Genomic DNA, 23,952 nt, shown 5'->3' with positions numbered 1-23,952 from the left:
CCGTGGGAATTGTTTCTCAACCTATGACTCCCCCTGTCTCTCTCCAAGCCATCATTCGAGAGTTAGAACAACACCCAGATGCCCAACGCATCAAAAAGTTGTTAATTTATACTGCTGTCAATCGGTGGGAAAGTAATCCCCAGTTACTCCAACGTCTCTCCCTGGAGCGCATCGTCAAAAAAAATCTTGACCAGTTCTTGAGTTTCAAAGAACTCCAGCGGGCCTTTAGTACCTCTGTCAGTACCCTCAGTCGGCCTGCTACCTATGGTCGCCTTGCCAACGACATCTTGACCCAGTTAAGCCCCCTCTACGAAAACGAAGATCAAGATCCTTCGACGGGTATTGTTGCTGCTGGCCAGAATAGCCACCAAAGCATTACAGAGATTCACCTAGAAGTTGCGGTGCAAACCCTCGAAGAACACCGCGAGAATATTCGCATCAAAAAATTACTCTATGCCCTTTGTTTTAAGCGTTGGGAAAATAGTTTTCAGGTTTTAGAAGAATACAGTTTGGCTAACCTGTTACGCCAAGTCGTCGTTAACTACCCCACCCGTAACCAATTTGAGACGATCCTGCGCAAATTAGTGTCTCTGCTTAATCGCCAACAAATCTATGGCCAATTGGCTGATGTAATTCTTGGGGCGATCGCCCCCCTATACAAATCCGGTGATTCTGCCACGGGTTTAACCCAACCCACCGCTGACCCCCCGGCGCCAGTTCCCACCCCAGTGGTGCCGCCCCCTCCCCCTCCCCCTGCCCCAAGTCCAGCACCAGAGTCTGTGAACTATAAGCAGACCATGGCTTTTAATATTGACGAGCTCCCCATTCCCAAGCCTGCCAAGTCGATGGATCTTGATTTCAGTGAAAATCAAACCCTGGCGCTAGATCCAGAGACCCAGATGACCCAGACGATGTTGCTCAACACCGGCCCCCCTCGACCAATGCCGGCCCCTGCGCCTGCTCCGGTACCGAAAAAAAAGCATTTTGCGGCGGCTCTCAACATCTACGAACTTAAGCTGGAGGTGATGAAATATGCGAATCCCCTCCGCACGAAAATTTTGCTGTTTTCCGTCGTCCATCATCCCTTTGACCTCAGTGGCAAAGACTGGTCAATGTTGCGTACCTGTGATTTTGATGAGTTATTATCCGAAGTGCTGCGGGATGCCTCTAGTCTCAAGGCTTTGGAAATCAAACTTTCGGCGATCGCCCGGTCACTCTTTGACGCCAACGAACATCTCCAAGCCGCCGGAGCCATTGTTCAAGCCGTGACGACTTTCACCAATCCCCCCGTCCATGACCTATGACCCCCCAAGAACTCATTGCTAAATATGCGCTTGGAGAAACCCATTTCCCAGAAGCCCAACTCGATGGCGCGAACTTTTGGGGGGCAGATCTCATCGGCATTAATCTCCAGGATGCTGACCTCCACAACGCAATTTTGATTTTTGCCTATCTCAGCCGGGCCAATCTAAAACAAGCCAATTTCATTAATGCCAACCTCAGCGGCGCTAACCTCAACCAAGCCAATTTAACCTTGGCAGAACTTCATAACGCTGATCTCCATGGTGCTGTTTTAATTGGTGCTAACTTAACCAACGCCGACCTGACCCTGGCAAATTTACTCGATGCCAACCTGATGGGAGCAGATCTCCGGGGGGCAGACCTAAGCGGGGCGAATCTTTCTGGGGTCTGTTTGCGGGAAGCCAATCTTCGGGAAGAAAAGCGAGTTTATAATTCCAGTCTGCGGGGCACCATCCTCCGGAAAGCCGATCTACAGGGGGCGAACCTCCAAGGTGCCGACCTCGCCCGGGGCGAATTAAGTGGTGCCAACCTCAAGGGTGTTAATTTCCGACGGGCCGATCTCCATGAAGCCGATCTCAGTGGGGCCAACTTAGAAAACGCGATCTTGACCGAAGCGAATTTGATTGGGGCCAACCTTGTCAAAGCTAATCTCAAAAATGCGAAATTTGAGCGGGCGTTAATGGAGGATGCTGATCTTCGCCTAGCCAATCTTACCTGGGCTAATCTTCCCGGTGCCCGCCTCAATCGCGCCAAACTCAATAAAGCCAATTTGACCAATGCCCGTCTCAACCGTGCGGATCTCAGTCGCACCAACCTCTCCCAGGCCAAATTAATCGATGCTGAAATGATTGATACTTACCTTGCCCGCGCCAATCTGATGGGAGCAGATTTAACCCGGGCGAACCTGATCCGTGCTGAAATTAGCAGTACAAATCTTGCTGGGGTCATTCTGACTGGGGCGATGATGCCCGATGGCTCTGAACACCGCTAGACCAACGATTAATCTACACCAACCCATAAAAAAACCAGCCTAAGCTTCAGGGCTGGTCAGTTTGAGCTTGCTGTATGAGAGGAGAAACTCAATGTCAAGACGGCGCATGGTACTTTGCCGACAGATCCACTGGAATGGAAATCTGTAAAATCTTGGAGTGAGCTTTGTTAAAAATTGTAACAAGCACCGTCGATCTTTGCAACATTTCTTTACAGATGGCGTAATTTTTTGTCCAGGCCTTGATTTCAGATCTGGCGATCGCCAGCAAGATTAATCACGGAGAAATCGATTCTCTTAAAGATGAGTTGTTGTATTTTTGATGTGAGAACAGATATGTAAGCCCTAGAAAATAAGTAATTATACCCAATTATTTTATCTAAACTTTTCTTTCTTTGGCGATCGCCTTTGGTTTTTCAGTTGATAGGATAAAATTCCATTCTTCAAGGCGTTCTGTGTTTGGAATTGTCTTTGGGAATGAACAGATAAAACAACATCAAATCTTAAATAATTGTTTATTGTTTGCCAGATCAATAGACATTACAGAATTAATCAGCAGGAACAAATGAGTATGAGGCATTATTGCGACGAGTGGATTCAAGAGTGGTGTGATGGCAATGGCTGGACAGATCCAACGTTAGTCAGTACCAATTTTTATTGGGCTTTTCCGCCAAATGGCGTGATGCCCGAACCCATTCCTGGAGAAATTCTCCGCCTCATTAAATCGGAAAAAGGTTTTACCCAAGATGAAAAACGTTGGTTGGCTTTTGCCGCCGGGGTGACCTTAGTTTCAGGTATTTTTACTTATTATTGGCATTGCCCTTTACCGTTGGTGATGGCCTTTGCCTTTAGTGCTGTCACAGCGGCACGTTTGGAGGTTGAAATTCCGGCAACGGCTTAGGAAAAAAAAGAGTCATTTCTCTTGAATCGGTATTTGTCACCCAATAGCCTACGGTAAGCAATATCAAAAATTCATCAATAAGTTTGCAAAAAAGTCCAGGAGAAGCAACCCTAGGATCGAGCATCCTTTGCGATAATAGGGAAGCATTTTTTACCCTTAAAACGTGTTGGCTAACAGAGATCTCCTCCACCATTTTTTGACGTATTTTACTGAGGTCAAGCATTGGGCCTTGGAGGCAAGGTTGTTGCGATGGTTGACTTTGTTGTGGCTTGGGCTTGGATTAGTCACCCTCTTTTCCGCCTCTTATCCGGTGGCAGCTGTTGATTATGGTGATGGTTGGTACTATGTCAAGCGGCAAATCGTTTGGGCGATCGCCGGTTTGATCTGTGCTGGGGCGATCGCCCGCGTCCCCCTGAAAAAAATTCGCCTGATTTCGTTTGGCGGCCTGATCATTTCCTTTGGATTGATCCTGCTGACGATTGTCGGTTTTGGTCGGGGCAGTGAAGAATGGGGCGCTTCCCGTTGGATTGGGATTGCCGGATTTGCCCTACAACCCTCGGAGTTTGCAAAGCCTTTTTTGGTCTTAGAAGCCGCTAATGTCTTTAGTCGTTGGCGTCAGTTAAAAATTTGGCACCGAGCTGTTTGGTTGAGCTTATTTGCTGGGATTTTATTGGCAATTTTGAAGCAACCCAACCTAAGTACCACCGCCCTTTGTGGTATGACGATCTGGTTTATTGCCTTGGCCGCAGGTATTCCTTGGCTATTGCTGGGGGGAGCCGCTGGTGTCGGGGGATTGGCGGCCTTAGCGAGTATTAGTGTTAATAGTTATCAACGGGAGCGATTGACGTTTTTCCTTGACCCTTTCCGCGCTGCACGGGATGAAGGTTATCAGTTGGTACAAAGTTTGCTGGCGGTTTCCTCCGGTGGTGGTTGGGGCTTAGGCTTTGGCGAATCCCAGCAAAAGTTATTCTTTCTGCCGATTCAACACACGGATTTTATTTTCGCGATTTTTGCAGAGGAATTTGGTTTAATTGGCTCTTTGGGACTATTGGGGTTACTCTTCGCCTATGCCTCTTTGGGGAGTTATGTGGCTTGGCGATCGCCTGTGCTCCGTCACCGACTGATTGCCATTGGGGCCACCTTTATTCTCATTGGTCAATCTTTGCTCAACATTGGCGTGGCAACGGGAGCTTTACCGACGACGGGTTTACCCTTGCCCCTCTTTAGCTATGGTGGCAGTTCAATTATTTCTAGTTTGATGCTGACGGGACTTTTGGTGCGGATCGCCAGGGAAAACGGCGAAGCAACAGTCATTTCCCTCGCAGAACGACGGCAGCAGCGACAAGAAAATCCAACATAAACGCTCAACATTGAACGAACCAATCAGGAGTCAGACAATTTCTGTTCCAGGGCTTCTAGCTGCTCTCGGCGTACCTCTAGTTCGAGTTGACGACGGGTAAAGTCTTGGCTTTGGGCCGTCATTTCTTGCCGCCAAGTTTCTATTTTTTTTTGTTCTTGCTGGACAAACTCCGGGGTGATTTTGCCTGGGACAAAATAATGGTGCACCACATTCAAGAGCCAGTCCGTCGCGTCTTGGATGCTGGCCAATTGTCGCTGTTTATCAAGTTGAATTAAAACCAGTGCCCCCACAGCAAATTCCGTTTGGGAATAAACCATGGAGGGGCGATCGCCTTGGTCATGGATGAGCCAACTCCCGTCAGGCTGCTCTTGCGCCACAAACACAAGTTGAAGCTGAGTCGATTGGGGATGACGTTGAATTTGAGCAAGGTGACGCATCACAGGTAAAGGAAACGCATTACTGAAGTCGTTGTAAACGTTCCGTCAAAATAGATTGTTGTGCTTCAGCTTCGGTAAGGGCAGACCGGGCACCTTCGATCACCTCTGCTGGAGCTTTATTGACAAAGCCAGGGTTATTCAAACGTCCACTGAGGGATTGAATTTCCTTATTCACTTTTACGAGATTCTTCTCTAATTTTGACCGCAGTGCAGGAATATCGACAAGGCCTTCGAGGGGAATTAAGACCTGGATTGTCCCCACGACTCCGGCGATCGCCTGTTTGAGGGAATTATCGACGGTATTGGTCAATTTTAAAGTTTCCACCTTAGCTAATTTAAGAATATAGGCTTCCCCTTTCGCCAAGGTGTTGAGTTCCGTTTCCGTTTCACTTTGGAGGATCACGGTGACCGTTGCTCCTGGTTTAATGCCCGCTTCGGCACGGAGATTGCGGATCGTGCGAATTGCCTCAATTAATAGGGCAAATTCATCCTCTAGGGAGGTATCGACTAACTGGTCATTTTCGGCGGGGAAAAGCTGCGTCGCAAGGAATGTTTGGCCGTCCGCTTGGGTGAGGGTCTGCCAAATTTCCTCGGTGATGTGGGGCATAAAGGGATGGAGTAATTTCAGAATGTCCTCTAAGACCCACGCCAAAATCTGTTGAGCAACGGTACGGGAAGCTTGATCTTGCGCTTCCTTGGCATAGAGACGGGGTTTGACCAGTTCGATATACCAGTCGCAGAAATCGCCCCAGATAAATTCGTAGAGGGCTTTGGCGGCTTCCCCTAAGCCATACCCTTCGAGGTTTTTGTGGGTGTCGGCAATCACTTGGTGCAGACGGGAGAGAATCCAGCGATCGCCTAACTCTAGATCCGCCATCGCAGGACGACCCAAATCGGTGGGGGTTTTCCCATCGAGGTTCATCATCACAAACCGCGCCGCATTCCAAAGCTTATTGGCAAAATTCCGGGAGGCTTCTACAGACTGGGATTCATCGGTTTTGCGGTCGTATTGCAAACTGATATCCTGACCTGCCCCAGCGACCTCACGGATCAGGGTATAACGCAACGCATCCGTGCCATAGCGATCGCACATCAGCAGGGGATCAATGCCATTATTGGCAGATTTCGACATTTTTTTGCCATTTTCGTCTCGGACTAGCCCGTGAATGTAAACATCCTTAAAGGGAATTTTTCCGGTGAAATGGCTGGACATCATCGTCATCCGCGCCACCCAGAAAAAGATAATGTCAAACCCCGTCACCAGCACGCTATTGGGGAAATATTTCTGGAAATCTTCGCTATTGTCGGGCCAACCCAAGGTCGAGAAGGGCCATAAGCCAGAGGAAAACCATGTATCCAACACATCGGGATCCTGTTCTAGCTGACAATCTGCGCCATAGGCGGCGATCGCCTTTTGTTTTGCTTCCGCCTCATCATGGGCAACGATAAAGGGCGTGTGATCCTGAATTTCGCCATTGGTTTCACTAACCACATACCACGCCGGAATCTGATGTCCCCACCACAACTGCCGCGAAATACACCAATCATTCAACTTCACTAACCAATCCCGATACACCTTGCGCCACCGTTCCGGCACATAGTTCGGTTGATTTTCTTCGTCTAAAAAGGCGAGGGTTTTCTGCGCCAGCGGGTCAATTTTGACAAACCACTGGGTGGAAAGGAGTGGCTCTACCGGAACCTTCCCGCGATCGCTGTGGGGGACGCTGTGGCGATAGTCTTCCGTTTTGACCAGTACGCCATCCTCTTTTAATTTGGCAACGAGATTTTTCCGCGCCTCAAAGCGATCTTGCCCTGCAAACATCCCCGCATTTTCATTTAACGTGCCATCGCGGTTCATGATGTTAATAAATTCGAGGTTGTGGCGTTTCCCCATCTCAAAATCATTCGGATCATGGGCGGGCGTAACCTTCACACAACCTGTCCCAAATTCAGGGTCTACGTGCTCATCGGCAAACACCGGAATTTCCCGCCCGACAATTGGCAAGGTTAACGTTTTTCCAATTAAATTTTTATAGCGTTCATCATTGGGATTCACCGCAACGCCCGTATCACCGAGCATCGTTTCTGGGCGAGTCGTTGCCACTTCCACATAGCCACTGCCATCGCTCAATGGATAGCGGAAATGCCACAGATGCCCGTCTATTTCTTTGTTTTCTACTTCGAGATCGGAGACGGCGGATTGGGATTCGGGACACCAGTTGACTAAATAATTGCCGCGATAAATTAAACCTTCTTCGTAGAGGGTAATAAAGGCTTTTTTAACGGCTTCGCAGAGATTTTCGTCAAGGGTAAAACGCTCCCGCGTCCAGTCGGCGGAGAGTCCGAGGCGTTTGAGTTGGTTGATAATTGCGCCACCGGATTCGGCTTTCCACTCCCATGCTTTTTCGAGGAATTTTTCGCGACCGAGATCGTAACGGGTTTTGCCTTCGGCTTTAATTTGTTTTTCGACGAGGGTTTGGACAGCGATGCTGGCATGGTCTGTGCCGGGGAGACAGAGAACATTTTCCCCCTTCATGCGGTGATAACGAACGACAGTATCGATCAGGGAGGTATTGAAAGCGTGGCCCATGTGCAACTTGCCCGTGACGTTGGGGGGCGGAATCACGATGCAAAAGGGATCGCCTTTTTTCTGGGGGTCGGCCCGAAACACTGACCGTTCAAACCAAGTCTGTTGCCACTTATTCTCGGTGTTGTGGGGATCGTACTGACTGGGAAGATTGGGGATATCGGTAGTCATTGGGCCGTCTTGGAGAAATAAAAAAACTTGAGAGCTGCTTCATTGTAAATCGATCTTCGCCCTAGATTGTGCCATGCTGGGTTAGTTCTCCCCAAATTTGTTTGGGGACGGCGATCGCCTAGGATGTTAATCGGCAAATTTGGCGCGACACCGAAACACGGAACAATGTGCTAGAAGGAAGATGAGTTCGCACTATATCTGAACAAGATGGCAAAGAAAGAATATTTTTTATATGGTGGTTTGTTCCTGGCTGGGGCAATTTTGACGCCAGCGGCAGTTGGTTTATTCGGTCAAGGCGATCGCCCCGCTGAAACAACGGAAACAGCCGCTAATGAAACCTTTGGCAATGGCGACTCCGAGCCAAGTTTTATGGCCGACGAACCCACTACGGCCACCTTTGCCGAAAACGACAGCCGCGAACAGATCCTCAAAGATTACGAAACGGTCTCCCCCGAAGCACTCCGCAACATTCCGACGGCGATTCCCCAGTACGCCACCAACCAGCCTTCCGTGCCGCCCTATCCCAACTATTGGGCGAATATCAGAATTCCAAACTTCGCCAGTCCGCCCCTCAACCCCAATCCCAGTGCGGGTCAACCCAGTGGGCAAACAGCAGGCGATCGCCCCCCTAACAATGTCGCCAGCGTACCGACCCTCGATTCGCAAACACCCCCAGACGCTTTTCAGCCTGACCCAGCAACGTCCGCCCAGGAGAATCCTAATTTCCAGGGCCAAGACACGATCCAAGCCCCAAGCTCTGTCAATCTCCGGGATTTTGTGAACTCCGCTCCGGCCCGGGAGCTTACGCCGCCCTAGCTTGCAGAAAATCACGCACAATTTGCAAGATTTGCGCGGAACTGGTGCCATCCCCAAAGGGATTTACCGCATTGGCCATTTGCTCATACTTTTCCCGGTTTGTGAGCAAGAGTTGGGTCGCTTGGAAAATATTGTCCTGGGCGGTACCAATTAATTGGGCCGTACCGGCGGCGATCGCCTCTGGCCGTTCGGTATTTTCTCGCAAAACTAACACCGGCTTACCCAAGCTCGGTGCTTCCTCCTGGAGCCCCCCGGAATCCGTGAGTACCAGATAACTCCGTTGCATCGCCCCGACTAACTGCGGGTAATCTAGAGGTTCGGTGAGAAAAATTTGGGGATGTTGGCCTAGGATTTGCTGAATTGGCTCCCGAACCGTGGGGTTGCGGTGCATCGGTAATAAAATCGCCACATCTGGAAACGCCGTAACAATCTTATGTAACCCCTGCAAAATGTCCTGGAGCGGTTCACCCCAATTTTCCCGGCGGTGCACCGTCGAAAGAATCACCCGTTGCCGCTCCCAATCTAAACCGGGAATCTCACAGGGGGGATTTGCCGCTGCGACGGCTAAAAGGGCATCAATCACCGTATTCCCTGTGCAATAGGTGCCCCCTAAAATGTCCGCTTTTTTCAGGTTGGCGATCGCCTGGGGAGTCGGTGCAAAATGTAACTGGGCAATCTGAGAAATTAGGCGTCGGTTGGCTTCCTCTGGGAAAGGATTCATTAAATTATCCGTTCGTAAGCCCGCTTCCACATGGCCCACAGGAATCTGCTGATAAAACGCCGCTAAAGCTGCCGCAAACGCTGTTGTTGTGTCCCCTTGCACCAGCACCATATCCGGGGATAACTTTTGGTAAATCGCCTGTAAACCCGCCAAGCTCCGGCAGGTAATGTCCGATAAGGTTTGTCCCGGTTGCATAATTTCGAGATCATCATCGGCCCGTAGATCAAACCACTGCATCACCTGATCAACCATTTCCCGGTGCTGCCCCGTCAAAATCACATGGGTTTTAAAATCAGACTGCTGGCGAAATTGCCGGATCACAGGCGCGAGCTTAATCGCTTCCGGGCGGGTACCAAGAGTGATACAAACTGAGGGCATAAAACACTCACCAAAAGATCTTATCTATTCTACAGATTCCCTTGCCGGTCACGAAAAAACCCGGCAAATTACCGGGTAGATACAAGCATCTTTTTTTAGATCACTATGAACTTTGGAAAACTCTAATCAACGAGGCAGTGTACAGGTGTGCCTCTAACTAACTTCACAGGTTAAAGGGCAGGCTGCAAAAATAGAATCCGATGCGACCTCTGCATTTCCATGGAGCCAAGTTAACCAAGTCACCTCTTGCGGGTGAACTCCCTTGGCGGTTAGCATTGCCGCTGCGACCAAAATGCCCATCAAGGTGCCGCCAATAATCGTCCCGGCAACAACGAGCACTGCACTAACCGGCAAAATAGACTGGAGCACAATGGCCATGAGCGAACCAATAGTCATCATTAAAACAACGATTGGAAAACCGACAACCAAAAGGCAAACCAGTAGCGTAAAACTCCAGATCAAAAAGCTTTTTAATAGTACAGATAGGTAAGCTGAATCCCAACTGCGCGTCGATGAGTAGTCCATAATCTGTCCCCTCCCAGGGATATGTTTAGTTGTCAAAAAACTTAAATGGAAGCATCAATATTTCTGGGTGTTGATGCCCTTCGATAGTAAATAGTATAAACAGGAATTAGGTGAAAATGAGAATCCCTTTACATAAATTAATTTCTAAAGCTTTTTTTTATGGTAGAAATTCAAGGGAAAATATCGAAACTACTGATTATTCAAGTCTTTTGCTCCCTCTAGGTCATTAGAAATAGTTATTTATACTCAGGTAATAAAAAGCCGTTTCTGGACTGCTATTAAACGCTTTTTTGTCGTCAAAACTTTGCCTTGGCACCTGAGATTCTGTTACATTAATTCACATCAAGTTATGGGTATTTATGCTCGGTTTAAAAGAGATTGTTTGCCCCTTGGGGACTGCCTCAGAAAACATTAGAAATGTTGTGGCAAAAGATCCCTAGATAGAGCTGGAGATTATGTTGGTAGCAAATCGTTAAAGATGAAGGGCGCGATCTTTGATTTTTGGGTCAGGATAAAGGCGATCGCCTACAGCATTTCCCCTTTAGCAGAGCGAAGATTTCAAGTTACCATAGGGAAAGTCAGCCAATAAATTTAGGCAAAATTCCCCGGTTAAACCCACACAACACCAGGGTGTCCCCTCATTTTCAGTCCCCTCCATTGCGGAAAGATACCTATGAGTGATTCCATGCCTCCGAACCGTTCTGCGGGCTCCCGTCCTCCCGTTCCCCCTGCCAGCGAGGCAACCCAAATTATCTCTGCACGGCCCCAACCTGCTGTTTCGGCGGATGAAACACAAATTGTGATGCCCCAACAGCGACGTCCCCAGCCCACGGCCCAACCCCAACAACGTCGCCCGGCCTCTCCACCTCCGCCACCGCCGCTGCAACGGATGCCGCCCCCACCGCCTTTACCTACGCCACCTCGACAATATTTAGGGGCTAATGCCGAACGAATTCCCCAACGGGGGCCAGGGCAACCGAGTTTAAAGGAACTGGTCACCAGGGCTCACAAAGAAGGATTTTCCGATGTGCACCTTGGGGTCGGGGAAGTGCCTCGGTATCGTGATCGGGGGGAAATGGTGATCACTGAATACCCTGTGACTGACCAAGATACGTTTTATGCTTGGCTGCATGAAGTGCTTAAACCACAGGAAATCCAACGCTTTAAGGACAGTCTCGATTTTGATGGCGCAACCCAATACGAATTCGCCCGGGTGCGGATCAATATTTTTGATTCTCTAAATGGCCCCTCGTTGGTCTTGCGTTTGATTCCGCTCAAAATCTTGACCATGGAGCAGTTGCGCCTACCACCCATCTTTAAGAATATTTCTGATGCAGAAAAAGGCCTCGTTCTGGTTACAGGGCCAACGGGTTCGGGTAAATCCACAACCATGGCGGCAATGGTAGATTACATCAACAAAACCCACCCAAAGAATATCATCACCATTGAAGATCCGATTGAATTTGTTCACCAAAGTCGGAAATCTTTGATCAAGCACCGGGAAGTGGGGATGCACACCCTAAAGTTTGACAACGCGCTCAAAGCGGCCCTCCGGGAAGACCCAGACATTATCCTGGTTGGGGAAATGCGGGATAAAGAAACGGTTAATACGGCCCTCAAAGCAGCGCAAACGGGGCACCTTGTCATGGGAACGCTCCATACCAACAGTGCGATTAAAACTATTGAACGGATTCTTAATCTCTACAGTGCAGATGAGCAAAATGCGATGAAGGTGGCGATCGCCGAATCCTTGGTTTCTGTCATCGCCCAAGGGCTATGCCGTACCACCGATGGAAAGCGGGCTGCTTACCATGACATTTTAGTGAATACCGAAACCATGAAAGATTACATCGTCAGCGGTCAGTACGACAAAATGCTTGAACTGATGCAAAATGGTGAATTTGATGGTATGGTCACCATGAATCAGTCGTTGTTTAACCTCTACCAAGAAGGCCGGATTACAGAGGAAATCGCCCTAGAAAAATCGCCGACGCCCAACGAAATGGCGATGATGCTCCGGGGACGGATCTAGGCAGAGACCCGTTTCTTGGTAAGCTTGTAACGAATTGTAACGATCAAGAAGTTATGTCCGATTCTCATTCTCTATTTTTGGCAGTTGCTGGCCAACCCTTCCCTTTATACTTCACCCTCGTTTACGTGGTGGGCTTCGTGGCGGCGGTATCCATTGGTCTGATCGCCTTTTTTAATTCCAAGCGGCCTTCGGGTTGGGAAGATGCCAAACGCCCGGATCTGATTCCAGATTTGCAGAAAAAAGAGTCCCAGGATCAGTCTTAGTCGGTTCCGCCGCTGGGTTTAAAGTCCGGGCCAAGGATTTCTTCCATGTCTGGATGATCCTCTGGCTCTGGAGGAAAATCAAATTCGGCGATCGCCTCAATGTCAGAGGGGTCGCGGGTGATCTTGACCTGTTGGAGGCGGGGGCCATCAATACCCATCACTTGAAATTTCAGGTCTTCAAAGTGAAAGACTTCACCCGTTTCTGGGATTTTTTGCCATTGGTAGAGCAAAAAGCCACTGAGGGTTTGATAATCGTCGGTGTAGGGCAATTCAACATTTAGCAAATCATTGAGTTCTTCGAGATCAATTTGGGCATCGACCAGGAAAGTCTGTCGATCTAAAGCTTTGAAATGGAGTGGCGCATTGGGATGACTGTCGAGTTCATCGCCAATAATTTCATTAATAATATCTTTGAGGGTGACAAGCCCGGCGGTACCCCCAAATTCGTCTACTACCATGACCATCGGTTGTTTGGTGCGCTGCATTTTCGGCAAGAGGTCGGCGATCGGGGTACCCTCGGCGACGAAGGGAATAGGCTTTACCCAGCGATTAATGGCCGTATTGAGATTCATCCCCCCGGCGGCTAGGGGTTTGGCAAAATCCCGGAAGCGCACAAAACCGACAATGTCATCGATGGATTCTCCATAAACAGGATAGGCGGAGTGATTGGTCTGGCTGACTTTTTGCAACAGTTTGCCGAGGGTCGCGCCGTTGGCGATCGCATGGATTTTGGTGCGGGGCGTCATAATTTCTTCGGCAACCACATCACCAAATTCAATGACATTACTTAAAAGCTCCCGTTCCTCCGCCTCTAGGCCCATGGATTCTTGTTCGGTGGTGATAATCAGTTGGAGTTCTTCTGGTGTCAGTCGGTCATACCAAAGCCCCTGCTGAATCGGCGCAATGCCCCCAAGGCGCAACAGGAGACGGTTAGATTGATTCAAGATCCAAATAAACGGTTTAAAAATTCGGGCGATCGCCAAACTGGGAGGGGCCAACCAGCGGGCCATTTCTTCGGCATGGGAGAGAGCCAAGGATTTAGGACAGAGTTCCCCCAAGACGATCTGTAAATAAGCAATTAAGAAAAAAGCAAAAGGGATCGAAATAGAAACAGCAAAGGGTTGAATCCAGTCGTCGGGGAGAGGCAATCCCACCAAAAATTGAGCAATAACCGTCGCCATGGTATCTTCACCAATCCAGCCCAGGGCCAAACTAGAGAGGGTAATCCCCAACTGGGTCGTCGAGAGGAGGCGTTCCAAGCGGGACTGGAGGGCTTGCACCATCTTGGCCTGGAGATCCCCCTCCGCAATTAGTTGACTAATGCGCGATCGCCGCACCGAGACAATCGAAAATTCTGCGGTCACAAAAAAAGCATTAATTGCGATCAGCAACAACACAGACAATAATCGGACTAAAATTTCACCGCTCGATAACATGGAATTGTGCTATAACCCTTGCAGGCGTACTGTTTCTACCTAACGTATCACTGGAATCTGAGAAAGTTCTAGGGAAATTTCCCGGTCTGGATAGTCCTGAAGTTGGAGCGACAGGGTTTGCGTCTCATCCAGGATCACTGCCGGAATCCGGATGGTGCCAGCATACTTTTGCCGATTTGCAGGGATTTCGTTGGGGAGACCGTCCATTTGGGTACTTAACAATCGTCCCGTTTCGGTTTTAATTTCAAGGAAGTTATACAAAAAATTCACCGCTTCCTGGCCATTATTTTGCAGGTTTACTTCCATGAGCCAATCGTTACCAGAAAGTTGGCCGCTTACAATTTCTAAAGTGACATCGTCTGCACTGGTGCTGAGGGGAAAGGTTTTTTGGTCGGCGGTTTCCGCAGGTTGTTCCTCAATAAAGGCGTCCTTTTGCGGTGTTGCTGCCGGGGTGGCCTTTTGGAGTTCCTTTTCTTGGGCCTGGATCTGATCGTAAACAGACACAATAATTGATCGCTCGGACACAAATTCTAAATTTTCGGCGGGATCTGCTTCGCTATTGTCTGGCTGACGGCTACGAATCAGTTGCTGACTCGGATTTCCTTCGGGCTGCTTGACACCTTTTAGGGCTTCGTAACCCACTGTAAAGCCATAGAGGGCACTCACCGTTCCAGCACCAAACATTGCAAGCAGGAGCAAGAAAGTAAAAGCCAGGGTCGTTTGAAACTTCATGGGCGATCGCCGAGGGAACAGTTAAGGAAGAGAAGAAATTGTACTATGATAGCCTGTGGGCAAAATCGCCCCAACAAATTTGCCAGGGTTGGCCGAGCGGTTTAGGCAACGAACTCATAATTCGTCCCAGGCAGGTTCAACTCCTGCACCCTGGACTTTCAGATAAGTTTTCGAGCTTCAAATTTGCAAATTTAAGGTTGCGAAAAAAACGCCCCAAAGGCGATCACCTTTCGTTTGGGAGCATTGCCGCTTGGGTGAATGTTATTGCGCCCTAATAACCCATGTTGTAGTCGAAAGCAGCTTCCGTTTGCAGGGAAGAGTTAAACGGATTCGGCAAATCTTGGGTACGCAGCACCGGGTCACTGCCTACCTGTTGCAACAAAATATCCCGGTAAAGAATATCGATTTTCTTGATATCTCGTTTCGCCCGTTGTTCAGGATAGCCTGCCCCATTCAAGCCAAAGGGGGAAACACCAAAATAATCATTGAGTACTTGGCCCGTGCTAAAGCTCGCAAAGGTATCCTGCAACTCGTAGTAGAGGGCGCGGGTAAATACATCATTTGTATGTTCTGGGTAAGTGGGGTATCTTCCCTCTAGATACGTTTGGGCGATCGCCCCTTGGCCAATTCCCTGTACCGCCGCACCTACCACAAAAACTGTGGTTAAATGATGAAACCATTTTTTCATGGCATTACATCCATAAGTCAAATCTTTACCAGCATCTTTGCTCACAAAACCCAATTGGTCAAGTTTTCTCTGTACTGAACTTCATATACAACCATGCCTGCCCTTTCTGACCTCCTGACCGCTGATCAAGCCACCCTCAGACAAACACTCCTCAATCAAATCGCCACAGATGCGTATAAAGAAGGCGACTTCACCCTCTCTTCCGGACAAAAAAGCACCTACTATATCAACGGTAAATTGGTCACCCTCACCCCAATGGGAGCGCTCCTCATCGGTCGTCTGATCCTTGCTCAGCTCGATCAAGACGTTGCCGCCGTCGCTGGTTTAACCCTAGGGGCTGACCCGATTGTTAGCGCCGTCAGTGTTGTGTCAGCCTACGAAAATTGTCCCATTCCGGCTCTGATTATTCGCAAAAAAGCAAAGGGCCACGGCACCCAAGCCTATATCGAAGGGCCATCCCTTACCCCAGGCGCGAAAGTGGTTGTCCTTGAAGATGTTGTGACCACTGGACAGTCCGCCGCCCAAGCCGTTGAGCGTCTCCGGGATGCCGGTTACCAAGTAGAAGAAATTATTGCCCTTGTTGACCGTCAGCAGGGAGGGGCCGAATTTTACGCTAGCCAAAATCTCAAATTTTCTAGCTTGTTTACGATCACCGAAGTACAAGCCGCCTACCGCGCTTTAAATGCTTAGTCCCAGACATTGAATCTAATCAAAGTCCTCACTCAATCTGGTGGGGACTTTTGGAATTAGCCCCTGCGTAATGTTTGGTAAATGCTCCCTTGGCTAGGTTGGTGCGGCAGTGCTATGACTGAGGCAAGTGGCCATGGTGGAGCTTAGGATAATGGCGAATCGCTACCCGACACAGATCAACGCCCTTTGGATAGCTTTTCTTTTGGGAACCTTGTTTCATACGGACTTGGGATTGATGCCTCTGTTCCATGACCAGGCGGTGGAGCATTCCCATGCTGGAGGCAACCTAGATCTCGTTTTCGGGTTTATGCTTTTTTTCTTCGCCATCCCCATGGTGTTGATCATTTTGACGACTTTCACCAACAGTAAAGGGTTTCGGCGACTACATTTTTTGGTGACTTCATTATATTCAGTGCTAAATGTGGGCCATTTGATCGCAGACATTGTGGTGCAAGCTCCCTGGTATCAGCTTGTGTTGATGACGTTACTCCTGGGGATTGGTATTTTGCTGAATTTGGTGTCGTACCAGTGGCTCCAAAAACGTTACCATCGGATCAGAAAAACAATTCCTGCCGCCTAGGGTTTTTGTATTATGAGCGGCGATTGTGCAGTGTAATCAATGAAAATTTTATGTATTCACGGCCTCAGCCGGACGCCCTTTTCTCTCCTGGGGTTAGCTCAATATTTGGAGCGCCATGGTTGGGCAACGGAGCAGTTTGGCTATTTTGCGGCTACGGAAAGTTTTGAGCAGATTGTGGTACGGCTCCGCCAAAAAATTCAGACGATCGCCAAAACCGGAAAATACAGTATCGTGGCCCATTCCTTAGGGGGAGTCCTGACGCGGGCTGCCCTCACTTGCCCGAAAACTCCAGACCCAGAACATGTGGTGATGTTAGGCACCCCGAACCAACCACCTCGTTTAGCGGCTTGGGCTTGGCAATTGCCTCCTTTTCGCTGGTGGACAGGCCAATGTGGGTTTAATTTAACAGATCCGGCTTTTTACAAGGCTCTCCCCAATTTAGATGCACCCTACACGGTAATTGCTGGCGTCGGTGGCCCCAGGGGGAGCTTAAGTCCATTTGGCGAAGAATTTAATGATGGCATTGTTGCCCTAGAAGAAACACGCCTTTCTCCAGCAGATCCTGTGATCCAATTACCGGTACTGCACACTTTTATGATGAATCACTTGCCCCTCCAACAGACTGTCCGCGACATTTTGCGCCCCCACTCTCCCGCGTCTTAGTAAAGGTCATAAAAAAAGACGCACTCCGGTGCGCCTCAAAAGATCAACAGCAAATTTTTTAACTCAACGTTTAGAAATTACTAAATCCCTATTGGAATGCCGTTGTGATCCGTTTCATTGCTTCGAGCACATTTTCACGGCTATTGAAAGCAGAGATACGGAAATAGCCTTCCCCAGCGGCCCCAAAACCAGATCCTGGGGTGCCGACCACATTGCAGTTAATCAAGAGCTTGTCAAAAAAGTCCCAACTCGATAAACCAGCAGGGGTTTTAACCCAGACATAGGGCGCATTCACGCCGCCATAGACATCAAAACCAACCGCTTGGAGTTCCCGGCGAATAATGGCCGCATTTTCCAAGTAAAAATCGATCAGTGTTTTGATTTGGGCTTGACCCGCTTCAGAATAAACGGCCTCTGCTCCCCGTTGGACGATGTAAGAAACGCCGTTAAATTTGGTGGACTGACGGCGGTTCCAGAGGCTCCAGAGTTGCACGGCTTGGCCATTGCTCGCAGTAACAGTCAGATTTTTCGGCACAACGGTAAAGGCACACCGAGTCCCCGTAAAGCCTGCATTTTTAGAGAAAGAACGGAATTCGATGGCGCAATCCTTCGCTCCTTCTAGTTCGTAGATCGAGTGGGGTAGGCTTTCGTCGGTAATGAACGCTTCATAGGCAGCGTCAAAGAAAATAATTGAACCATTGGTCTTGGCATAATCCACCCAAGCTTGGAGCTGTTCTTTCGTCGCCGTTGCCCCGGTGGGATTATTGGGAAAACAGAGATAGATCAGATCGACTTTTTCTGTGGGGATTTGGGCGACAAAGTCATTGTCAGCGGTGATGGGGATGTAAGTCAGGCCACCATATTTACCAGACTCGTCGGCTTCTCCGGTATGTCCTGCCATCACGTTGGTATCAACGTAAACGGGGTAAACAGGGTCAGTGACGGCGATGGTATTGTCTTTGCCAAAGATATCAAGGATGTTCCCGGTATCGCATTTGGCACCATCAGACACAAAAATTTCAGAGGCGTCAATGTCGCAACCGCGGGCCTGGAAGTCGTGGGCGGCAATTTTTTCCCGTAGCCAAGCATAGCCTTGTTCAGGGCCATACCCTTTAAAGTTGGCGCGATCGCCCATGTCGTCAATGGCCTTTGCCATCGCTTCTCGACAGGCAGCGGGTAATGGTTCGGTGACATCACCAATCCCTAATTTGATAATGGGCGCATTGGGGTTTTCTGCTAGAAACCCATTCACTCGCCGGGCAATTTCGGGAAAGAGATAACCTGCTTTAAGTTTGAGGTAATTTTCGTTAATTCTAACCATAGAAAAATCAGGGGCAAAAGACCGTAAGACAGCTTAACCTATCATCCCATGCCCCAGGGAAGCCGCTAGATCTTTTTGGGGTGAAGAGGCCGGAAAAATTATCCATCGCTACTCACCTGACCAATCCATCGCACCGGGTTACAAAAATCGAAACGCCATCCCATCACGGCACAAATTCTGCAACTCTGGGAATAGATCTTGATCCAAAGGCGATCGCCACCTCGGTTTCCTGGACTAACAAGGACATTCTTTTATTTTTGAGAAGGATTATCAACCGTTAATTTTTAGGTGAAATCCCTGGCTTGCCAAAATACTTCTACGTTCTTCATTTCTGGCCTAAATGCCCTTATTTTTGCTGAGATTATCTTTTTCCTAAAGGTATACAAAGCGCCTTTTTTTGAATAAACTGGACTTATTGGTCAAAAAAATATTCTTTTTCAATCTTTTAAACGGTAGTGATCATCACAAGGGATACTGCCACCATGGGCAAAAAAGTCTATCCCTAGGTGGAGTTAACCCCACCGAACTTGATCTTATTCGCGCGAGAAGATACACTATAAGAAGTGAAAAGTCTTAATTTATGGGCATCTCCCTGTACCTCTACTGCAATAGAGGTCTCATTTTTGAGAGATGTCTTCCCCGCAAGGGCCACCCTTATCGCATTGAATAACATATTGCAACGACACTATATTTCTAATTGAGTCTGTCGATATTCCAAGTTCGGTAATCCCGCATCTTTTCCCCTTTTCAAGCTCTTGGTCAATCAAGGAGAATTAAGTATAGAACGCCGATGAATTCCCCATCCCTGAGATTTTAATGAATCGTTGAACCTTTTTCGATTGTTGCCCGTCTAAAGTAGTGAGCGCTCAATTAAAAGTTATAAAGCGTAAGAAAGTTAAAGGGTATGTCGTTTATTTTTTAGAAAAATTCTTTGTGTTCTAGATTGTGACCTACATGATGATTGTTTTGTAAAGTATCTGCCCCCCTGGGCCGCACCATATAGTTCTTCGTTCTTTAGATTTAAGGAGTTAAAGCGTAAATGCCTAAAGTAAATCTTCAACAAGCCCCCAATAACGGCAAAAGTTCTGCGGATATGGTGCGTACCTATCTCCGGGAAATCGGTCGGGTGCCCTTGTTAACCCACGAAGAAGAAATTGTCTATGGGAAACAGGTTCAGCGCCTGATGGCCCTCCAGGAAAAACGCCAAACCCTAGAAGAATCCCTTGATCGCGAAGCAACCCGTGAAGAATGGGCCGAGGCCGCTCAACTGACACCGAAGCAACTCCAACGGGATCTCCAAATCGGGGAACGGGCAAAGCGCAAGATGATTGAAGCAAATCTCCGGCTTGTGGTGGCGATCGCCAAGAAATATCAAAAGCGCAACCTAGAATTCTTAGATTTGATCCAAGAAGGCAGCCTTGGTTTAGAACGGGGTGTCGAGAAGTTTGACCCCACAAAAGGGTATAAGTTCTCCACCTATGCCTACTGGTGGATTCGCCAGGCGATCACCCGGGCGATCGCCCAACAGGGTCGCACGATTCGACTCCCGATCCACATTACCGAAAAGCTCAACAAAATTAAGAAAACCCAGCGGCAACTGGCCCAAGACCTAGGCCGGGCGGCCACCATCGCTGAAATCGCCGAAGCCCTCGAATTAGAGCCGGCCCAAATCCGTGAATATTTCCGTGTTTCCCGGCACCCAATCTCCCTCGATGTCCGGGTTGGCGATAATCAAGATACCGAGTTAATGGACTTACTCGAAGACAGCGGCGAATCCCCCGACAACAACGTCACCTATGAGTTGCTCAAACAGGATTTGCGCGACCTGATCGCGGATTTGACCCCCCAGCAACAGGAAGTGATTATTCTGCGCTTTGGCCTGAACGATGGCAAAGAACTATCCCTGGCAAAAATTGGCAAACGCATGAACCTCAGTCGGGAACGGGTACGCCAGCTAGAACGCCAGGCTTTGAATCATCTGCGGCGCCGGCGATCGCAAATTCGTGAATATCTGGTTGCCAGCTAAATTTTTCAACTTTTCACCATGACTTAGGCATTCTGAGATGGGGCATTCTCCCCATCTTTTTTTTGTCCATCTGGACGGCTAATAAAAAAGATTTTTAATATTGTTGACTTAATTTATCAACTAAGAGTATTCTAAAGATGGTGTTTTTCTCTCAAGGATGTACAGGGTGGGTGGTCCCACCTTTTTTATTGCCAAAAATGCCAGCACACAGCACTGACAGGTACGCTTGCAAAGGCAATAGATGATTTTCTAGGCAACAATAGACAAAGATTCGAGGGCAATGCAGGGGGTATAACAAGAACCCTGCCAGCGGCGATCACCTCCCACTTGAATAACTTGTTTGAGGGCTTCATAAACGTTGCCAGTGACCATCGTATCCTTAATCCGTCCGGTGATTTGCCCTTGTCGTACCTGGTAGCCCAGGTCAATATTGACGGAAAAATCTCCCGAAAGGTCTGCGTCTCCTCCCAGGATTTGATCGACGACAATTGCCGTATCTAATTGCGAAATAATTGTGTTAAGATTGCCTGCGCCAGGGGCAACAATCAAATTAACGAGCTCTGGGGTTGGATAGCGCCCGAGACTGGCCCGAAATCCGTTGCCCGTCGGTCGCATCCCAAGGCTTCGACTTGTTTGGCGATCGCCGTAGATGTCTTGGGCAGAACCTTCCCGCACCAGGGACAAAGAGCGAGTCAGGGTACCTTCGTCATCAAAGTGGCAAATGTAAGGTTTGGCGGTGGGGTCTTGGTAGAGGCTGATCTGGGATGAGGCGACCCGTTGGCCGAGGGCTTGGCTCCAAGGAGAAGACTTTTCGAGGATATTTTTCCCATTGAGGGCGGCGGCAACCGTTGACCACAGCAGGGGCGCAGCATTACTGGTGAAAATTACTGGTATTTTGCCTGTGGTGGCCGGACTATTTTGCTTCGCCCAGTGGAGACGCTCCAGAATCCTGTGTACCGTTGCCTCTGGATCGAGGGAATCCTGGGTAATATCCCCATCATAAATGCCCAAAAAGTCATCCCCCCGCACCCACTCCACCTCTAGGCCATAGCTGAGGGAAATATCGGCGGCAGTGCAATAGAGACCTTCGGAATTGACCAGGAGCGTATGGCTCGATTCGCAGTCGAATACACCGCTACAGAGAATATCGGGATAGTGATCGCGCAGTTGAGCGATCGCCACTTTACCTTTCTCGACTAGAGTTTCCACGGCCATGGCAGTGCCAATGGGAGGATTGATATCACGGCGCGGCTCACAGACTTCTAGGGGCGTCGGTTCCTGGAGTTGGCTCAAGGCGATCGCCTTTTCTACTAATAGTTGTGGTGCGACATGGCCATAGGCCACCGCGAGCCCAGGCCGCCCTTGGTACCAAAGCCGCAGTGCCGTACCGATGGATTCAGCCGTTTCTAATTGTTTGAGACGATTCGCCTCAAAGGTGACGGGGTGGGAAACGGAACTTCCCTGGTAAACTTCCGCAAACTCGGCTCCCCCCTGATGTGCCAAATCCAGGAGCTGCTGGGCAAAATCGCTCATAAAATTTTCCTACCGATACCCTACAAACTGTAAATAACGCCACTTAGCGGAAACTTTCGATTCAATCCTAATGTCCCTAAAAGACTTTCGCCTCAGGCAAAATGAGCATCGCATCCCCAAAGGAATAGAAACGATATTCCTGGGCGATCGCCGCCTGGTAAACGTCGAGCAATCTTTCGCGCCCGATCAACGCACTAACTAGCATCAGCAAGCTCGATTTTGGTAAATGGAAATTCGTGATCAGCCCATCCACCACCTGCCATTCGTAACCCGGATAGATAAATAAATTGGTTTGTCCCTGGAAAGACTGTAATTCCCCAGGAGAAGCGGCGGCCATTCCCTCTAGCGATCGCACAACCGTTGTCCCGACCGCAATGACCCGACCGCCCTTTGCTTTCGTTTCCCGGATTTTTTTCACTGTTTCCTCCGGCACGTCAATCCACTCATAGTGCATATCATGGGCGGTGATATCTTCTACTTCCACCGGGCGGAATGTGCCAACCCCCACATGGAGGGTCACAAAAGTTTTTTCTACACCCTTTTGTTCTAACGCCTCAAACACTTCTGGCGTAAAATGTAGCCCCGCCGTCGGTGCCGCCACAGCCCCAGGAGTCTCTGCATAGATCGTTTGATACTGGTCGGGTTTCGCCTCAGAGTCCGTCACATAGGGAGGGAAAGGGATCTCCCCAAAATCGTCTAACACAGACCAAAGGGTTTGGTTTGGCCGCAACTGAAATTCAAGTAAGCGCCCCCCTGTCTCTGGGTCTCGATCAACCACCGTTGCTTTCAGGGTTTGGCTCAAATCATGGGGCGCGGTGAATAAAATTTCTGACCCTAGGGTAAAACGTTTCCCCGGTTTCACTAAAGCCAGCCAAGTATCTGCTGAACGTTCTTCCAAGAGGAGGACTTCTACCGGAGCGCCCGTTGTCTTACGGCCATGGAGCCGTGCCGGGATCACTTTCGTATTGTTCATCACCAACAAGTCATTGGGCTGTAGCCAATCAACCAGGTGGTAAAAATGCTGATGCTGGATGCTATCGACAGAATCAAGCACTAACAGACGGGAACGATCACGGGGAGTGACAGGGGTTTGGGCGATGCGTTCCGGCGGCAGGTCGTAGTCATAACTTGAGAGGCTTTGGTCTGGGTTCATAGCTCACTGAAGCGAATAAAAATCTCCGATATAATGAACACAACTTTGAGGACGGCACAGCAAAATTTTTTTATTCCAACTATACCGACACAAGTGCAATGGTTGAATCTAGCTTACATTACCCTATTTTTGGTGCTGAAATTCCCTGTCCCCATTGTCGTCAAATGATTCCAGCGTTAACTTTGACGGATAGTTATCTCTGCGATCGCCATGGTGCTTTTGAAGCAGATCCAGAAACAGAAATCTTGGTACACCTTCAATCCAGTCGCCAATGGAAGCGCTGGGAGGAAAAATGGTACCGCCAACATACCCATCCCGATGGCATTCGCTTTGAGATCCATGAAGCCCTCGATCGCCTTTACACCCAGGGGTTACGGGCTACCAAAATTACCATCGCCCAACGCTACCAAACTTTAATGCGGCGCACCCTCGATTTTAAATCGGCCCCTGGACGGGGAGACATAACCTCAACGGACTATGCGGTCACCCCTTCAGTGCCCCACCTATACGGTCTGCCTGTGTTTTTTCATGATGCTGGCGATCGCCAAGACCGCTGGCAGATTGTCAACTTCGAGCTTGAAACCGAACCCGGCTCCCCCCGGCGTTATCCCTACCATTACCTGAGCCGAGAATAATCCCCATCAAACCC

At 49.0% G+C, this 23,952-nt stretch carries 22 protein-coding genes and 1 tRNA gene; 13 read left to right on the top strand and 10 right to left on the bottom strand.

Annotation, left to right across the window (positions count from 1 at the left end):
* Positions 1–23: 23 nt before the first annotated feature.
* The 4 genes from AACQ84_RS06230 to AACQ84_RS06215 all read left to right on the top strand — a co-directional run bounded on the left by AACQ84_RS06230 (position 24) and on the right by AACQ84_RS06215 (position 4,551).
* A complete protein-coding gene (locus AACQ84_RS06230) occupies positions 24–1,304 on the top strand; it encodes a hypothetical protein (protein ID WP_012306842.1) in 1,281 nt (426 codons plus the stop codon).
* Entirely contained in the window at positions 1,301–2,293 is a 993-nt protein-coding gene (locus AACQ84_RS06225; RefSeq protein WP_012306841.1) for a pentapeptide repeat-containing protein, read from the top strand. The genes AACQ84_RS06230 and AACQ84_RS06225 overlap by 4 nt, the downstream gene beginning before the upstream one ends.
* A gap of 568 nt (positions 2,294–2,861) precedes the next feature.
* Positions 2,862–3,191 carry a hypothetical protein gene (locus tag AACQ84_RS06220; RefSeq protein WP_012306840.1) on the top strand — a complete coding sequence of 110 codons (330 nt, stop codon included), beginning with the start codon at positions 2,862–2,864 and terminating at the stop codon, positions 3,189–3,191.
* 163 nt (positions 3,192–3,354) lie between these two features.
* Positions 3,355–4,551 (top strand): FtsW/RodA/SpoVE family cell cycle protein, encoded by a 1,197-nt coding sequence (locus tag AACQ84_RS06215; RefSeq protein WP_012306839.1) that lies wholly within the window; start codon positions 3,355–3,357, stop codon positions 4,549–4,551.
* Positions 4,552–4,574: 23 nt separating this feature from the next.
* On the opposite strand, the gene AACQ84_RS06210 is transcribed toward AACQ84_RS06215, so the two are convergent.
* Both AACQ84_RS06210 and AACQ84_RS06205 read right to left on the bottom strand, forming a co-directional pair.
* Positions 4,575–4,988 (bottom strand): hypothetical protein, encoded by a 414-nt coding sequence (locus AACQ84_RS06210; protein WP_041443445.1) that lies wholly within the window; start codon positions 4,986–4,988, stop codon positions 4,575–4,577.
* A gap of 19 nt (positions 4,989–5,007) precedes the next feature.
* The gene (locus tag AACQ84_RS06205) at positions 5,008–7,746 is read right to left on the bottom strand and encodes a valine--tRNA ligase (RefSeq protein ID WP_012306837.1); all 2,739 of its coding nucleotides are present in this window, start codon (positions 7,744–7,746) and stop codon (positions 5,008–5,010) included.
* Between the two features lie 207 nt (positions 7,747–7,953).
* Here AACQ84_RS06205 and AACQ84_RS06200 point away from each other — a divergent pair, with 207 nt between their 5' ends.
* Positions 7,954–8,562 (top strand): hypothetical protein, encoded by a 609-nt coding sequence (locus AACQ84_RS06200; protein WP_012306836.1) that lies wholly within the window; start codon positions 7,954–7,956, stop codon positions 8,560–8,562.
* On the opposite strand, the gene wecB is transcribed toward AACQ84_RS06200, so the two are convergent.
* On the bottom strand, positions 8,549–9,661 hold the full coding sequence (gene wecB / locus AACQ84_RS06195) for a non-hydrolyzing UDP-N-acetylglucosamine 2-epimerase (protein ID WP_012306835.1): 1,113 nt from the start codon (positions 9,659–9,661) through the stop codon (positions 8,549–8,551). The genes AACQ84_RS06200 and wecB overlap by 14 nt on opposite strands.
* A gap of 153 nt (positions 9,662–9,814) precedes the next feature.
* A complete protein-coding gene (locus AACQ84_RS06190; protein ID WP_012306834.1) occupies positions 9,815–10,186 on the bottom strand; it encodes a hypothetical protein in 372 nt (123 codons plus the stop codon).
* A gap of 673 nt (positions 10,187–10,859) precedes the next feature.
* Between AACQ84_RS06190 and AACQ84_RS06185 the strand changes: the two genes are divergently transcribed.
* A complete protein-coding gene (locus AACQ84_RS06185; RefSeq protein WP_041443444.1) occupies positions 10,860–12,218 on the top strand; it encodes a type IV pilus twitching motility protein PilT in 1,359 nt (452 codons plus the stop codon).
* A gap of 53 nt (positions 12,219–12,271) precedes the next feature.
* Positions 12,272–12,481 carry a photosystem II assembly protein Psb35 gene (psb35, locus tag AACQ84_RS06180; RefSeq protein WP_012306832.1) on the top strand — a complete coding sequence of 70 codons (210 nt, stop codon included), beginning with the start codon at positions 12,272–12,274 and terminating at the stop codon, positions 12,479–12,481.
* Here the strand turns inward: psb35 and AACQ84_RS06175 are convergent.
* Positions 12,478–13,917, bottom strand: a complete 1,440-nt coding sequence (locus AACQ84_RS06175; protein WP_012306831.1) for a hemolysin family protein — start codon at positions 13,915–13,917, stop codon at positions 12,478–12,480. The two genes, psb35 and AACQ84_RS06175, sit on opposite strands and share 4 nt — an antisense overlap.
* Before the next feature lie 39 nt (positions 13,918–13,956).
* Positions 13,957–14,649, bottom strand: a complete 693-nt coding sequence (locus tag AACQ84_RS06170; RefSeq protein WP_012306830.1) for a hypothetical protein — start codon at positions 14,647–14,649, stop codon at positions 13,957–13,959.
* 82 nt (positions 14,650–14,731) lie between these two features.
* On the opposite strand from AACQ84_RS06170, the gene AACQ84_RS06165 reads away from it, so the two are divergent.
* Positions 14,732–14,804: transfer RNA gene (locus AACQ84_RS06165), tRNA-Ile, on the top strand.
* A 116-nt stretch (positions 14,805–14,920) separates the two neighbouring features.
* On the opposite strand, the gene AACQ84_RS06160 is transcribed toward AACQ84_RS06165, so the two are convergent.
* Positions 14,921–15,337: a hypothetical protein gene (locus tag AACQ84_RS06160; RefSeq protein WP_049761719.1), complete on the bottom strand. Its 417-nt coding sequence runs from the start codon at positions 15,335–15,337 to the stop codon at positions 14,921–14,923.
* A gap of 93 nt (positions 15,338–15,430) precedes the next feature.
* On the opposite strand from AACQ84_RS06160, the gene pyrE reads away from it, so the two are divergent.
* From pyrE to AACQ84_RS06145, 3 genes are all read left to right on the top strand, one after another.
* Positions 15,431–16,027 (top strand): orotate phosphoribosyltransferase, encoded by a 597-nt coding sequence (gene pyrE / locus AACQ84_RS06155; protein WP_012306828.1) that lies wholly within the window; start codon positions 15,431–15,433, stop codon positions 16,025–16,027.
* 148 nt (positions 16,028–16,175) lie between these two features.
* Positions 16,176–16,607, top strand: a complete 432-nt coding sequence (locus AACQ84_RS06150; RefSeq protein WP_143589432.1) for a hypothetical protein — start codon at positions 16,176–16,178, stop codon at positions 16,605–16,607.
* Between the two features lie 39 nt (positions 16,608–16,646).
* Positions 16,647–17,270, top strand: coding sequence for an esterase/lipase family protein (locus tag AACQ84_RS06145; RefSeq protein ID WP_012306826.1), 624 nt, complete (start codon positions 16,647–16,649; stop codon positions 17,268–17,270).
* An 88-nt stretch (positions 17,271–17,358) separates the two neighbouring features.
* On the opposite strand, the gene AACQ84_RS06140 is transcribed toward AACQ84_RS06145, so the two are convergent.
* Positions 17,359–18,591 carry an LL-diaminopimelate aminotransferase gene (locus AACQ84_RS06140; protein WP_012306825.1) on the bottom strand — a complete coding sequence of 411 codons (1,233 nt, stop codon included), beginning with the start codon at positions 18,589–18,591 and terminating at the stop codon, positions 17,359–17,361.
* Positions 18,592–19,630: 1,039 nt separating this feature from the next.
* Here AACQ84_RS06140 and AACQ84_RS06135 point away from each other — a divergent pair.
* Positions 19,631–20,617: an RNA polymerase sigma factor, RpoD/SigA family gene (locus AACQ84_RS06135; protein ID WP_012306824.1), complete on the top strand. Its 987-nt coding sequence runs from the start codon at positions 19,631–19,633 to the stop codon at positions 20,615–20,617.
* 249 nt (positions 20,618–20,866) lie between these two features.
* Here the strand turns inward: AACQ84_RS06135 and AACQ84_RS06130 are convergent, their stop codons facing one another.
* Positions 20,867–22,150: a TldD/PmbA family protein gene (locus AACQ84_RS06130; RefSeq protein WP_012306823.1), complete on the bottom strand. Its 1,284-nt coding sequence runs from the start codon at positions 22,148–22,150 to the stop codon at positions 20,867–20,869.
* 76 nt (positions 22,151–22,226) lie between these two features.
* Complete coding sequence (queA, locus tag AACQ84_RS06125; protein WP_012306822.1) at positions 22,227–23,303, bottom strand: tRNA preQ1(34) S-adenosylmethionine ribosyltransferase-isomerase QueA; 1,077 nt, start codon at positions 23,301–23,303, stop codon at positions 22,227–22,229.
* Positions 23,304–23,401: 98 nt separating this feature from the next.
* On the opposite strand from queA, the gene AACQ84_RS06120 reads away from it, so the two are divergent.
* A complete protein-coding gene (locus AACQ84_RS06120; RefSeq protein WP_012306821.1) occupies positions 23,402–23,938 on the top strand; it encodes a TIGR02652 family protein in 537 nt (178 codons plus the stop codon).
* The last annotated feature ends 14 nt before the right edge of the window (positions 23,939–23,952 follow it).

It is taken from the genome of Picosynechococcus sp. PCC 7002 (genome assembly GCF_963860125.1).
Taxonomy (GTDB): domain Bacteria; phylum Cyanobacteriota; class Cyanobacteriia; order Cyanobacteriales; family MRBY01; genus MRBY01.
Note: the sequence above shows the minus strand (reverse complement) of the source record. Positions and strands in the feature narration are given on the sequence as shown.